Raw genomic sequence first — 13,245 nt, 5'->3', positions numbered from 1 at the left:
CAACGGAAAACCGGCCGCTTCCAGTCAGGAGGCGGCCGGTTTTTTTCGTACCGGCAGGCGGCGCCGCAGTTCAGGCGTCGGCAGTGCTGCTGGTCTGCGGAGCCCTGGTGGCCGCAGCGGCAGTGGCGCTGCTGATATTCACCGCGTGCAGGCCTTTGGGGCCCTGGACGATGTCGAAGCTCACGACCTGGCCGGCCTTGAGCGTCTTGTACCCGTCCATCTGGATGGCTGAATAATGAGCGAACAAGTCGTCAGTCTTGCCCTCTTCATTGATGAATCCGTAGCCCTTGGCATTGTTGAACCACTTGACTTTACCGCTTGCCATCCCTATGTCCCTCTGCAAAGGACTCCATCACTGGAGTATCATCCACGTCATCCGCATACGAACCATGCGAAAAATCTGGTTGACTGCGCGGATCTTTATCGACCACGGTGGGTTCTTATTGGTTGTAACACCGTTTTGCCGATAGTCAAGGTCGCCCGGCGCCTGTGCTGGCCGTGCCTTTCGCAGTCAACCCACAACCTTAACCTGTCGCTCATGATGAAATTCTTTCCATGCATGCACCTAGTGAGATTCGACTAACATTCAATCAGGATCGCCCGCAATCGAATGAGGACGACGGCTCAGGTCTTGCAGTTCAGGAAGCCAAGCCGATCCTGCAGGCGCCACCGATGTACAAGGTGGTTTTGTTCAACGATGACTACACGCCGATGGATTTCGTCGTCGAAGTGCTCGAGACGTTCTTCAATCTGAACCGCGAGCTGGCGACCAAGATCATGCTGACCGTCCATACCGAAGGGCGGGCAGTGTGCGGATTGTTTACCCGTGACATCGCCGAAACAAAGGCTATGCAGGTCAACCAATACGCCAGGGAAAGCCAGCATCCGCTACTCTGTGAAATCGAGAAGGACGGTTAATCGCCGACCACTTGGGTATGAGGTGAAGCTATGTTAAACCGCGAGCTCGAAGTCACCCTCAATCTTGCCTTCAAGGAGGCTCGTTCGAAGCGTCATGAGTTCATGACTGTCGAACATCTGCTGCTGGCACTCCTTGACAATGAGGCTGCCGCGACCGTTCTGCGCGCCTGTGGCGCCAATCTCGACAAACTCAAGCACGACCTGCAAGAGTTCATCGATTCCACCACACCCCTGATCCCGGTCAATGACGAAGATCGCGAAACCCAGCCGACCCTGGGCTTCCAGCGTGTACTGCAGCGTGCCGTGTTCCACGTGCAAAGCTCCGGCAAGCGTGAAGTCACCGGCGCCAACGTGCTGGTTGCGATCTTCAGCGAACAGGAAAGCCAGGCCGTGTTCCTGCTCAAGCAGCAGAGCGTGGCCCGCATCGACGTGGTCAACTACATCGCCCATGGCATCTCCAAGGTACCGGGCCATGGTTCGCATTCCGAAAGCGACCAGGAAATGCAGGACGAAGAGGGCGGCGATACCGCTTCCTCGAGCAACCCGCTGGATGCCTATGCCAGCAACCTGAACGAACTGGCCCGTGCCGGCCGTATCGACCCGCTGGTAGGCCGCGAGCAGGAAGTGGAACGCGTGGCGCAGATCCTTGCCCGTCGGCGCAAGAACAACCCGTTGCTGGTGGGCGAGGCGGGCGTGGGCAAGACTGCCATCGCCGAGGGCCTGGCCAAGCGCATCGTCGATGGCCAGGTGCCCGATCTGCTGGCGCAGAGCGTGGTGTATTCCCTCGATCTCGGCGCGCTGCTGGCCGGCACCAAATACCGCGGCGATTTCGAGAAGCGCTTCAAGGCGCTGCTCGGCGAGCTGCGCAAGCGCCCGCAGGCGATCCTGTTCATCGACGAAATCCACACCATCATTGGTGCCGGTGCGGCGTCGGGTGGGGTGATGGATGCGTCCAACCTGCTCAAGCCATTGCTGTCGTCCGGTGAAATCCGTTGCATCGGCTCGACCACCTTCCAGGAGTTTCGCGGCATCTTCGAGAAGGACCGTGCCCTGGCGCGGCGCTTCCAGAAGGTCGATGTCAGCGAGCCATCGGTCGAAGACACCGTGGGCATCCTGCGTGGCCTGAAAGGCCGCTTCGAAAGCCACCACAACATCGAGTACAGCGACGAAGCCTTGCGCGCCGCTGCTGAACTGGCCTCACGCTACATCAATGACCGGCACATGCCGGACAAGGCCATCGACGTGATCGACGAAGCCGGTGCCTACCAGCGCCTGCAGCCGGAGGCCAACCGCGTCAAGCGCATCGATGTGCCACAGGTCGAAGACATCGTCGCCAAGATCGCTCGGATTCCGCCGAAGCACGTGACCAGTTCCGACAAGGAACTGCTGCGCAACCTCGAGCGTGACCTGAAGCTGACCGTATTTGGTCAGGACCAGGCGATCGATTCGCTGGCCACCGCCATCAAGCTGTCTCGCGCGGGGCTCAAGTCGCCGGACAAGCCTGTCGGTTCGTTCCTGTTCGCCGGCCCGACCGGCGTCGGCAAGACCGAAGCTGCACGGCAGCTGGCCAAGGCGCTGGGCGTTGAGCTGGTGCGCTTCGACATGTCCGAGTACATGGAGCGCCACACTGTGTCGCGCCTGATCGGTGCGCCTCCTGGCTATGTTGGCTTCGACCAGGGTGGTTTGCTGACCGAGGCGATCACCAAGCAGCCGCACTGTGTATTGCTGCTCGACGAAATCGAGAAGGCCCACCCTGAAGTCTTCAACCTGCTGCTGCAGGTTATGGACCATGGCACACTGACCGACAACAACGGGCGCAAGGCCGACTTCCGCAACGTGATCCTGATCATGACCACCAACGCCGGAGCAGAAACAGCCGCGCGGGCCTCGATCGGCTTCACCCATCAGGACCATGCGTCCGATGCCATGGAAGTCATCCGCAAGAGCTTCACGCCGGAGTTCCGCAACCGCCTGGACACCATCATCCAGTTTGGTCGCCTGAGCCACGAGACGATCAAGAGCATCGTCGACAAGTTCCTTATCGAACTGCAGGCGCAGCTGGAAGACAAACGGGTGCTACTGGAAGTCAGCGACGATGCACGCGGCTGGCTGGCGGCCTCGGGCTACGATGTGCAGATGGGCGCGCGGCCGATGGCGCGGCTGATCCAGGACAAGATCAAGCGGCCGCTGGCCGAGGAGATCCTGTTTGGCGAACTGGCCGAGCATGGTGGCGTGGTGCATGTCGACCTGCGTGATGGCGAGCTGGTGTTCGACTTCGAGACGACGGCCGAGGTTGCGTGAAAACGGGGCAGGGCTGTACCTGTGGGAGCGGCTTTAGTCGCGAACACCGGCGCAGCCGGTGCCATCCATCGCGTTGGGCTCTTCGCGGGTGAACCTGCTCCCACAGGGCTGCTACGCAGCCCCTACAATCTGACAGGTACAAAAAAGCCCGGCACATGGCCGGGCTTTTTCATGGCTTGAGCTTAGCGCGCACGATAAGTGATGCGGCCCTTGCTCAGGTCGTACGGCGTCAGTTCGACGCGGACTTTGTCGCCAGTGAGAATACGGATGTAGTTCTTGCGCATCTTTCCGGAGATGTGCGCGGTTACGACGTGCCCGTTTTCCAACTCCACGCGGAACATGGTGTTGGGCAGGGTGTCGACGACAGTACCTTCCATTTCGAAGCTGTCTTCTTTCGACATGCAGTAGAGCCCTCGGATCCAGTGTTGGCCCGACGCATAACCGCACCGGGCAAAAAAGTGGCGTGGATTATGCCCGAAAACTGTGTGTCAAGCCAATGCCTTTCAGTTGAGGGTGACCCAGCGCTGATTTATCAACAATTCGATAGGCCGATACTGCGTCTTGTAGTTCATTTTCTTGCAGTTCTTGATCCAGTAACCCAGGTAAACCGCCTCCAGGTCCTGGCGCAGGGCTTCGGTGATCTGCCAGAGGATGGCAAAGCGGCCCAGGCTGCGGCGTTCTTCGTCCGGCTCGTAGAAGGTGTATACCGCCGACAGCCCGTTGGGCAGCAGGTCGCACACCGCCACTGCCATCAAACGGCCTTCCAGGCGGAATTCGTAGAACCAGCAGAACGGCAGGTCGCGCACCAGAAAGGTGGAGAACTGGTCGCGGCTGGGCGGGTACATGTCACCATCGGCGTGGCGCGTTTCGATGTAGCGCCGGTACAGCTCGAAGTACTCTTCCTTGAACGCCGGGCGTGCGGCGGTCACGGTCAGGTCGGCGTTGCGCTTGAGAATGCGCCGTTGCTGGCGGTTGGGGATGAAGCGCGCCGCCGGGATGCGTGCCGGCACGCAGGCATTGCAGTTCTGGCAGTGCGGGCGGTACAGGTGATCGCCACTGCGGCGGAAACCCATTTCCGAAAGGTCGGCGTACACGTGCACGTCCATCGGCTGGCTGGGGTCGAGGAACAGCGTGGTTGCCTGTTCGTCGGGCAGGTAGCTGCAGGAGTGGGGCTGAGTGGCATAGAACTTCAACCGCGCCAACTCTGTCATGATCAACCCCCTCGGTGAGACTTTGCTTTAAGTGTAAGCCAGCTATGGGAACTCGCCTAGGGAAGCCATGTGGCGCTATTGGGCTGGTCGAGGTGGCGTGCCAGGTAGGCGGCGAACTCGGCGCGGCTGATGGCATGTGCCCCCAGACTGTGCAGGTGGTTGGTCGGCATCTGGCAGTCGATGAGGACGAAACCGGCTTGGCGCAGGTGGTTGACCAGGGTCACGAAGCCGACCTTGGATGCATTGTCGGCGCGGCTGAACATCGATTCGCCGAAGAACAGCTGGCCGATGGCCAGGCCGTACAGGCCACCAACCAGCTCGCCGTCCTGGCGCACCTCCACCGAATGAGCGATGCCGCGTCGGTGCAGCTCGCAGTAGGCGGCGCGCATGGTGTCGGTGATCCAGGTGCCGTCGGCGTAGTCGCGTGGCGCGGCGCAGGCGGCGATCACCGCCGGGAAGTCGGTGTCGAAGCTGACCTGGTAGCGGCCCTGGCGCATCAACTTGGCCAGCGAGCGCGACACGTGCAGCTGGTCCGGAAGCAGCACGGTGCGCGGGTCGGGTGACCACCAGAGGATCGGCTGGCCGTCCTGGTACCACGGGAAGCAGCCATGGCGATAGGCCTGCACCAGGCGCTCGGGGCTCAGGTCGCCGCCAGCGGCGAGCAGGCCGTTGGGGTCGTGCAGGGCCTTTTCCAGGGGCGGGAAGGTCAACGAGTCGCGGGTCAGCCAGGTGAGCATGGTCTATCGTGCGGTGGGGGAGGGGAGAGGGCAGCATGGCGCGGGTGAAAAGCAGGGTCAATCTCTTTGGCTTCTTCGCGGGCTTGCCCGCTTCCACAGGCCATTTACAGGCTCTGAACCCTGCGGGGTAACTGTGGGGGCGGGCGAGCCCGCAAAGAGGCCGGCACTGGCGATGAAAATAGGCAATTTCTTACACATTCATGAAACCGCAGGCACCATCCGCTAAATTTGCTGTCACACCTGTGCAAAAACACAGCATAAGCCTTTGTCACAGAAGACAATGCGTGCTCAAATTGCAGGTATACGAAAGTCGCCCCCACTCAAGCTCCTTACGGCGTGCTGCCATGGCGGCTGGCGGGCAGTAATGTTAAAAGTAGTGGTTCATTGGCCGCACCGTCGGCCGATCACTATTGGACGCGCAGCACGCGCAGGAATAGACGCGTTTTGAAGAAATCCACCGCAACTCCAGCTCCCTTGCCCGTCCCTCTGTGGCGGCAGCAGCTGCATTATCGCCTCAAGGAAGGTGCGTTGATCGCTGTCGGCGCCCTGTGCCTGTACCTGTGGATGGCGCTGCTGACCTACGATACGTCGGACCCGGGCTTCAGCCACACCAGCAACGTCGACCAGGTGCAGAACGCCGCCGGGCGTGCCGGTGCCTACTTCGCCGACATCCTGTTCATGGTACTGGGGTACTTTGCCTACATCTTCCCGCTGCTGCTGGCGATAAAGACCTGGCAGATCTTTCGCGAACGCCACCAGCCCTGGGGCTGGAGCGGCTGGCTGTTTTCCTGGCGGCTGATCGGCCTTGTATTCCTGGTGCTGTCGGGTGCGGCGCTGGCGCATATTCATTTCCACCCGCCTGCGAGCATGCCGTTCTCCGCCGGTGGCGCACTGGGCGAGAGCCTGGGCGACCTGGCGCGCAACCTGCTGAACGTGCAAGGCAGCACGCTGATGTTCATTGCCCTGTTCCTGTTCGGCTTGACCGTTTTCACCGACCTGTCCTGGTTCAAGGTGATGGACCTGACCGGCAAGATCACTCTCGACCTGTTCGAGCTGGTGCAGGGCGCCGCCAACCGTTGGTGGGAAGCGCGCAACGAGCGCAAACGCCTGGAGGCGCAGTTGCGCGAGGACGAGCCGGTGGCGGTCAAGCCCGCGCCGATGGCCGCTGACAGGCACGAGCCGGCCAAGCCGGGGCTGCGCGAGCGTATCTTCAAACGTGAAGAAGCATTTGCACAGCCAGCCGAGCCACGTGAGCCAACCCTGTCACGCGAGCCCGTGGTGCCGCGCGAGTCGCCGGCACCGCGTGAGCCGATAATCTCCCGCGAACAACCTGCCGCGGCCCCGATGATCGTGCCGCCGACACCCGCCAGGGCGCCGGAGCCGAGCAAGCGGGTGATGAAGGAGAAGCAGGCGCCGCTGTTCGTCGACAGCGCGGTGGAAGGCACCTTGCCGTCGATTTCCATCCTCGACCCGGCCGAACAGAAGAAGATCGAGTACTCGCCGGAATCCCTGGCCGGTGTCGGCCAGCTGCTGGAAATCAAGCTCAAGGAATTCGGCGTGGAAGTGGCGGTGGACTCGATCCACCCGGGCCCGGTAATTACCCGTTACGAAATCCAGCCGGCCGCGGGCGTGAAGGTCAGCCGTATCGCCAACCTGGCCAAGGACCTGGCGCGTTCGCTGGCGGTGACCAGTGTGCGTGTGGTCGAGGTCATCCCCGGCAAGACCACCGTGGGTATCGAGATCCCCAACGAAAACCGGCAGATGGTGCGCTTCTCCGAAGTGCTGGCCACGCCGCAGTACGACGAGCAGAAATCGCCGGTCACCCTGGCCCTGGGCCACGACATCGGCGGCAAGCCGGTGATCACCGACCTGGCCAAGATGCCGCACCTGCTGGTGGCCGGTACCACCGGTTCCGGCAAGTCGGTGGGTGTGAACGCGATGATCCTGTCGATCCTGTTCAAGTCCAGCCCGGAAGATGCGCGGCTGATCATGATCGACCCTAAAATGCTCGAACTGTCGATCTACGAAGGCATCCCGCACCTGCTGTGCCCGGTGGTCACCGACATGAAGGACGCTGCCAACGCCTTGCGCTGGAGCGTGGCCGAGATGGAGCGTCGCTACAAGCTGATGGCGGCCATGGGCGTGCGTAACCTGGCCGGCTTCAACCGCAAGATCAAGGACGCCCAGGAAGCTGGCGAGATCATCCATGACCCGCTGTACCGCCGCGAGAGCATGGACGACGAGCCGCCTGCGTTGAAAACCCTGCCGACCATCGTGGTGGTGGTCGACGAATTCGCCGACATGATGATGATCGTCGGCAAGAAGGTCGAAGAGCTGATCGCCCGTATCGCCCAGAAGGCACGTGCAGCCGGTATCCACCTGATCCTCGCTACCCAACGCCCGTCGGTAGACGTGATTACCGGCCTGATCAAGGCCAACATCCCGACCCGCATGGCGTTCCAGGTGTCGAGCAAGATCGACTCGCGGACCATCATCGACCAGGGTGGTGCCGAGCAGTTGCTGGGCCACGGTGACATGCTGTACATGCCGCCAGGCACCAGCTTGCCGATCCGTGTCCACGGCGCGTTCGTCTCCGACGACGAGGTGCACCGCGTGGTGGAGGCGTGGAAGCTGCGCGGCGCTCCGGACTACAACGACGACATCCTCAACGGCGTCGAGGAGGCCGGCAGCGGCTTCGAAGGCGGCGGTGGTGGCGGTGGCGATGGCGAAGATTCGGAAAGCGACGCCCTGTATGATGAGGCTGTGCAGTTCGTGCTGGAAAGCCGTCGCGCATCCATCTCGGCCGTGCAGCGCAAACTGAAGATCGGCTACAACCGCGCCGCCCGCATGATCGAAGCCATGGAAATGGCCGGCGTGGTCACCCCCATGAACAGCAACGGCTCGCGGGAAGTGATTGCCCCGGGCGGCCCGCGCGACTGACGTACACCTTGCCGGGTGCCAACGGTGGCGCCCGGTCTTTTCAATGCTCGATGAGGACTCCCATGCGCGCGATTCGCATGCTGTTGGTTTCTGCCCTGGCCGCGGCTTCTGTGTCGGCCACCGTATCGGCTTTTGCCGGTGAGCAAGACGTACAACGCCTGACCCAATTGCTGGAAAAGTCGCAGACCATCGAGGCCAACTTTTCCCAGCTGACGCTGGATGCCGGCGGCACCAGCCTGCAGGAAACCTCCGGCAAGATGACCGTCAAGCGCCCAGGCCTGTTCTACTGGCACACCGATGCGCCGCAGGAGCAGGTGGTGGTATCCGACGGCAAGAACGTCACCCTGTGGGATCCGGACCTGGAACAGGCCACCATCAAGAAGCTCGACCAGCGCCTGAACCAGACCCCGGCGCTGCTGCTGTCCGGTGACGTGTCGAAGATCAGCCAGAGCTTCGACATCAGCTCGAAGGAGCAGGGCGAAGTGATGGACTTCACCCTCAAGCCGAAGACCAAGGACACCCTGTTCGACTCGCTGCGCGTGTCGTTCCGCAAGGGCCTGATCAACGACATGCAGCTGATCGACAGCGTCGGCCAGCGCACCAACATCCTGTTCAATGGCGTGAAAGCCAACCAGCCGGTGCCGGACAGCAAGTTCAAGTTCGACATCCCCAAAGGCGCGGACGTCATCAAGGAGTAACCAGAGCTCGCCATGGACCTGTTTCGAAGCGAACCCGTCGCCCAGCCCCTGGCCGCTCGCCTGCGCCCGTCCAACCTGGACGAGTATGTCGGCCAGGAGCACCTGCTGGCGCGCGGCAAACCGCTGCGCGAGGCGCTGGAGCAGGGTGCGCTGCACTCGATGATCTTCTGGGGGCCGCCGGGGGTGGGCAAGACCACCCTCGCGCGGCTGCTGGCGCAGTTCTGCGATGCGCACTTCGAAACGGTATCGGCAGTACTGGCCGGGGTGAAGGAGATCCGCCAGGCGGTCGAGGTGGCCAAGCAGCAGGCTGGTCAGTACGGCCGCCGCACCATCCTGTTCGTCGACGAAGTGCACCGTTTCAACAAGTCGCAGCAGGATGCCTTCCTGCCCTATGTGGAAGACGGCACGCTGCTGTTCATTGGCGCCACTACCGAAAACCCGTCGTTCGAGCTGAACAACGCATTGCTGTCGCGGGCGCGGGTTTATGTGCTCAAGAGCCTGGATGAGGCAGCACTGCGCAAGCTGGTCAACCGCGCTCTGACAGAAGAACGCGGCCTGGGCAAGCGCAACCTGCGGGTTGGTGACGACGCCTTCAAGATGCTGATGGCCGCCGCCGACGGCGATGGCCGGCGCATGCTCAACTTCCTGGAAAACGCCTCGGACCTGGCTGAAGACGGCAGCGAGATCGACGTCGAGATGCTGCAGAGCCTGCTCGGCGACAGCCGCCGCCGCTTCGACAAGGGTGGCGAGGCGTTCTACGACCAGATTTCCGCGTTGCACAAGTCGGTGCGCGGCTCCAACCCCGATGGAGCCCTTTACTGGTTCGCGCGCATGCTCGATGGCGGTTGCGACCCGCTGTACATTGCCCGCCGCGTGGTGCGCATGGCCAGCGAAGACATCGGCAATGCCGACCCGCGCGCACTCAGCCTGTGCCTGGCGGCGTGGGATGTACAAGAGCGCCTGGGCAGCCCCGAGGGTGAACTGGCGGTGGCCCAGGCCATCACCTACCTTGCTTGTGCGCCGAAAAGCAACGCGGTGTACATGGGCTTCAAGACCGCCCTGCGCGAGGCCGCCGAGCATGGCTCGCTGGAAGTGCCGCTGCACCTGCGCAACGCCCCGACCAAATTGATGAAACAACTGGGCTATGGCGACGAGTACCGCTATGCCCACGATGAACCCGACGCCTATGCCGCCGGCGAAGACTACTTCCCCGAGGAGCTCGAGCCGCGCCAGTACTATCAGCCGGTGCCCCGTGGCCTGGAACTGAAGATTGGCGAGAAGCTGCGCCACCTCGCCGACCTTGACCGCAACAGCCCCCGTCAGCGGAGAAAACCGTGATTGCACTGATTGCCGCTGTCAGCGCTGGTGGTATTGCCGGTACTTTGTTGCGCTTTGCTACCACCAACTGGGTGGCTGCCCACTGGTCACGACACTTCTATCTCGGTACGCTGGCGGTCAACCTGGTTGGCTGCCTTCTGATCGGCCTGCTCTATGGCCTGTTCCTGCACAAGCCGATCGTGCCGGTCGAGCTGCGCGCCGGGCTGATCGTCGGCTTCCTCGGTGGCCTGACGACTTTTTCCTCCTTTTCGCTGGATACCGTACGCCTGCTGGAGAGCGGGCAAGTGCCGCTGGCTCTGGGCTATACCGGTATCAGCGTGGTGGGCGGGCTGCTCGCGACCTGGGTCGGCCTGTCCCTGACCCGATTCTGAACCAACACCTACACATAACGAGAGAACGATATGCTCGATTCCAAACTGTTACGCGGCCAACTTCAGGAAGTGGCGGATCGCCTGGCCTCCCGTGGCTTCAGCCTGGATGTCGCGCGCATCGAATCACTGGAAGAGCGCCGCAAGGCGGTGCAGACCCGCACCGAGCAGCTGCAGGCCGAGCGTAACGCCCGTTCCAAGTCCATCGGCCAGGCCAAGGCCAAGGGCGAAGACATTGCGCCGCTGATGGCCGACGTCGAGCGCATGGCCAACGAACTGGCTGCCGGCAAGACTGAACTGGACGGCATCCAGGCTGAACTGGACGGTATCCTGCTGACCATTCCCAACCTGCCGGACGCCAGCGTGCCGGTCGGTGCCAGCGAAGACGACAACGTCGAAGTGCGCCGTTGGGGCACGCCAAAGGCTTTCGACTTCGAAATCAAGGACCACGTCGCCCTCGGCGAAGTCAGTGGCGGCCTGGACTTCGAAGCCGCCGCCAAGCTTTCTGGCGCGCGCTTTGCCGTGCTGCGTGGCCCGGTTGCCCGCCTGCACCGTGCCCTGGCGCAGTTCATGATCAACCTGCACACCGGCGAGCACGGTTACGAGGAGCACTACACCCCGTACCTGGTCCAGGCCCCGGCCTTGCAGGGCACCGGCCAACTGCCGAAGTTCGAGGAAGACCTGTTCAAGATCAGCCGTGAAGGCGAGGCCGACTTCTACCTGATCCCGACCGCCGAAGTTTCGCTGACCAACCTGGTGGCCGGTGAAATCCTCGACGCCAAGCAGCTGCCACTGAAGCTGGTTGCCCACACCCCCTGCTTCCGCAGCGAAGCCGGTGCTTCCGGTCGTGACACCCGCGGCATGATCCGCCAGCACCAGTTCGACAAGGTCGAGATGGTGCAGGTGGTCGAGCCGTCCAAGTCGATGGAAGCCCTGGAAGGCCTGACTGCCAACGCCGAGCGCGTGCTGCAGCTGCTGGAACTGCCATATCGCGTGCTGGCCCTGTGCACCGGCGACATGGGCTTTGGTGCTGTGAAGACCTACGACCTGGAAGTATGGGTACCAAGCCAGGACAAGTACCGCGAAATCAGCTCGTGCTCCAACTGCGGCGACTTCCAGGCGCGCCGCATGCAGGCCCGCTGGCGCAATCCGGAAACCGGCAAGCCAGAGTTGGTGCACACCCTCAATGGCTCCGGCCTTGCCGTAGGCCGTACCCTGGTTGCCGTGCTGGAAAACTACCAGCAGGCCGACGGTTCGATCCGTGTGCCGGAAGTGCTGAAGCCTTACATGGGTGGCGTCGAGGTTATCCGCTAAATGGATTACCTGCCGCTGTTCCACAAGCTGCAGGGCGGCCGCGTGCTGGTCGTCGGCGGCGGTGAGATCGCCTTGCGCAAGGCGCGCCTGCTGGCCGATGCCGGCGCCGCGCTGCGCGTGGTTGCACCGGATGTCGACGGCCAGTTGGCCGCGTTGGCCCGGGAAGGTGGCGGCGAGGTGCTGGTGCGCGGCTATCTGGCAGCCGATCTGGTCGGTTGCCGGCTGGTGATCGCGGCCACCGACGACCCTGGGCTCAATGCCCAGGTGTCGGCGGATGCGCAGGCCCTGAGCCTGCCCGTCAACGTGGTGGATGCGCCGGCCCTGTGCACGGTGATCTTCCCGGCGATCGTCGATCGTTCGCCGTTGGTGGTTGCGGTGTCCAGTGGCGGTGATGCCCCGGTGCTGGCGCGTTTGATTCGCGCCAAGCTGGAAGCCTGGATCCCGTCCGCCTATGGCGAGCTGGCCGGCCTGGCCGCGCGCTTCCGCGACAAGGTCAAGGCCTTGTACCCGGACGTCAACCAACGCCGAGGCTTCTGGGAAACCGTGTTCCAGGGGCCGATTGCCGAGCGTCAGCTGGCCGGGCAGGGCGCCGAGGCCGAGCGCCTGTTGCAGGCGATGGTCGACGGTGCGCCGGTGCAGCAAGGCGGTGAAGTGTACCTGGTGGGGGCGGGCCCGGGCGATCCGGACTTGCTGACCTTCCGTGCCTTGCGTCTGATGCAGCAGGCCGACGTGGTGCTGTACGATCGCCTGGTAGCACCGGCGATCATCGAGATGTGCCGCCGCGATGCCGAGCGTATCTACGTGGGCAAGCGTCGCGCCGATCATGCCGTGCCTCAGGACCAGATCAACCGACTGCTGGTCGATCTGGCCCAGCAGGGCAAGCGTGTGCTGCGTCTGAAGGGCGGCGACCCGTTCATCTTCGGCCGGGGCGGCGAAGAGATCGAAGAACTGGCCGAGCATGGCATCCCATTCCAGGTGGTGCCGGGCATTACTGCGGCCAGTGGGTGTTCCGCCTATGGTGGGATTCCGCTGACTCACCGCGACCATGCCCAGTCGGTGCGTTTCGTGACCGGGCACCTGAAGGACGGCACCAGCAACCTGCCTTGGCATGACCTGGTGGCGCCGGCGCAGACTCTGGTGTTCTACATGGGCTTGGTAGGCTTGCCGACCATCTGCGCCGAGCTGATTCGCCATGGCCGCGCGGCCAGTACCCCGGCAGCACTGGTGCAGCAGGGGACTACGCGAAATCAACGGGTGTTCACTGGCACACTGGCGGACTTGCCGGACCTGGTGGCCCAGCATGAAGTGCACGCGCCGACCCTGGTGATTGTCGGGGAAGTGGTGCAGTTGCGTGACAAGCTGGCGTGGTTCGAAGGCTCGCAGAACAGCTGAAATTGTGGGGGCCGCTTTGCGGCCCCGA

Annotated in this window: 12 protein-coding genes; 8 read left to right on the top strand and 4 right to left on the bottom strand. The window is 62.9% G+C overall.

The genetic code is table 11. The features are described 5' to 3' along the window. Positions 1 to 70: 70 nt before the first annotated feature. Entirely contained in the window at positions 71 to 325 is a 255-nt protein-coding gene (gene cspD / locus IRZ77_RS01275; protein WP_196172714.1) for a cold shock domain-containing protein CspD, read from the bottom strand. Positions 326 to 555: 230 nt separating this feature from the next. On the opposite strand from cspD, the gene clpS reads away from it, so the two are divergent. Together clpS and clpA are read left to right on the top strand one after the other, a co-directional pair. Further along, positions 556 to 918, top strand: coding sequence for an ATP-dependent Clp protease adapter ClpS (gene clpS / locus IRZ77_RS01270; RefSeq protein WP_013973290.1), 363 nt, complete (start codon positions 556 to 558; stop codon positions 916 to 918). A 30-nt stretch (positions 919 to 948) separates the two neighbouring features. After that, the gene (clpA, locus tag IRZ77_RS01265) at positions 949 to 3,219 is read left to right on the top strand and encodes an ATP-dependent Clp protease ATP-binding subunit ClpA (RefSeq protein WP_013973289.1); all 2,271 of its coding nucleotides are present in this window, start codon (positions 949 to 951) and stop codon (positions 3,217 to 3,219) included. Positions 3,220 to 3,401: 182 nt separating this feature from the next. Here the strand turns inward: clpA and infA are convergent, their stop codons facing one another. The 3 genes from infA to aat form a co-directional block, all read right to left on the bottom strand. Further along, on the bottom strand, positions 3,402 to 3,620 hold the full coding sequence (infA, locus tag IRZ77_RS01260) for a translation initiation factor IF-1 (protein ID WP_002553999.1): 219 nt from the start codon (positions 3,618 to 3,620) through the stop codon (positions 3,402 to 3,404). A 102-nt stretch (positions 3,621 to 3,722) separates the two neighbouring features. Beyond that, entirely contained in the window at positions 3,723 to 4,430 is a 708-nt protein-coding gene (locus IRZ77_RS01255) for an arginyltransferase (protein ID WP_013973288.1), read from the bottom strand. A 56-nt stretch (positions 4,431 to 4,486) separates the two neighbouring features. Then, positions 4,487 to 5,167, bottom strand: a complete 681-nt coding sequence (gene aat / locus IRZ77_RS01250) for a leucyl/phenylalanyl-tRNA--protein transferase (RefSeq protein ID WP_046614853.1) — start codon at positions 5,165 to 5,167, stop codon at positions 4,487 to 4,489. Between the two features lie 444 nt (positions 5,168 to 5,611). Between aat and IRZ77_RS01245 the strand changes: the two genes are divergently transcribed. The 6 genes from IRZ77_RS01245 (at position 5,612) to cysG (ending at position 13,217) form a co-directional block, all read left to right on the top strand. Beyond that, a complete protein-coding gene (locus IRZ77_RS01245; RefSeq protein WP_196172713.1) occupies positions 5,612 to 8,107 on the top strand; it encodes a DNA translocase FtsK in 2,496 nt (831 codons plus the stop codon). Positions 8,108 to 8,169: 62 nt separating this feature from the next. After that, positions 8,170 to 8,805 (top strand): outer membrane lipoprotein chaperone LolA, encoded by a 636-nt coding sequence (gene lolA, locus IRZ77_RS01240; protein ID WP_196172711.1) that lies wholly within the window; start codon positions 8,170 to 8,172, stop codon positions 8,803 to 8,805. Between the two features lie 12 nt (positions 8,806 to 8,817). After that, positions 8,818 to 10,143 (top strand): replication-associated recombination protein A, encoded by a 1,326-nt coding sequence (locus tag IRZ77_RS01235; RefSeq protein WP_013973284.1) that lies wholly within the window; start codon positions 8,818 to 8,820, stop codon positions 10,141 to 10,143. Beyond that, positions 10,140 to 10,514, top strand: coding sequence for a fluoride efflux transporter CrcB (gene crcB, locus IRZ77_RS01230; protein ID WP_046614855.1), 375 nt, complete (start codon positions 10,140 to 10,142; stop codon positions 10,512 to 10,514). The genes IRZ77_RS01235 and crcB overlap by 4 nt, the downstream gene beginning before the upstream one ends. A gap of 30 nt (positions 10,515 to 10,544) precedes the next feature. Then, on the top strand, positions 10,545 to 11,825 hold the full coding sequence (gene serS / locus IRZ77_RS01225) for a serine--tRNA ligase (RefSeq protein ID WP_003258877.1): 1,281 nt from the start codon (positions 10,545 to 10,547) through the stop codon (positions 11,823 to 11,825). Then, positions 11,826 to 13,217, top strand: coding sequence for a siroheme synthase CysG (gene cysG / locus IRZ77_RS01220; RefSeq protein WP_108481118.1), 1,392 nt, complete (start codon positions 11,826 to 11,828; stop codon positions 13,215 to 13,217). Positions 13,218 to 13,245: the final 28 nt, after the last annotated feature.

This window comes from Pseudomonas pudica, assembly GCF_015680405.1.
GTDB lineage: Bacteria > Pseudomonadota > Gammaproteobacteria > Pseudomonadales > Pseudomonadaceae > Aquipseudomonas > Aquipseudomonas pudica.
The sequence above is the reverse complement of the archived record's forward strand: the minus strand, read 5'-3'. Positions and strand labels throughout refer to the sequence as shown.

Coding starts and splice junctions, on each gene's coding strand:
- cspD (WP_196172714.1), bottom strand. CDS start 325: ATGGCAAGCGGTAAAGTCAAGTGGTTCAACAATGCCAAGGGCTACGGA.
- clpS (WP_013973290.1), top strand. CDS start 556: ATGCATGCACCTAGTGAGATTCGACTAACATTCAATCAGGATCGCCCG.
- clpA (WP_013973289.1), top strand. CDS start 949: ATGTTAAACCGCGAGCTCGAAGTCACCCTCAATCTTGCCTTCAAGGAG.
- infA (WP_002553999.1), bottom strand. CDS start 3,620: ATGTCGAAAGAAGACAGCTTCGAAATGGAAGGTACTGTCGTCGACACC.
- IRZ77_RS01255 (WP_013973288.1), bottom strand. CDS start 4,430: ATGACAGAGTTGGCGCGGTTGAAGTTCTATGCCACTCAGCCCCACTCC.
- aat (WP_046614853.1), bottom strand. CDS start 5,167: ATGCTCACCTGGCTGACCCGCGACTCGTTGACCTTCCCGCCCCTGGAA.
- lolA (WP_196172711.1), top strand. CDS start 8,170: ATGCGCGCGATTCGCATGCTGTTGGTTTCTGCCCTGGCCGCGGCTTCT.
- IRZ77_RS01235 (WP_013973284.1), top strand. CDS start 8,818: ATGGACCTGTTTCGAAGCGAACCCGTCGCCCAGCCCCTGGCCGCTCGC.
- serS (WP_003258877.1), top strand. CDS start 10,545: ATGCTCGATTCCAAACTGTTACGCGGCCAACTTCAGGAAGTGGCGGAT.
- cysG (WP_108481118.1), top strand. CDS start 11,826: ATGGATTACCTGCCGCTGTTCCACAAGCTGCAGGGCGGCCGCGTGCTG.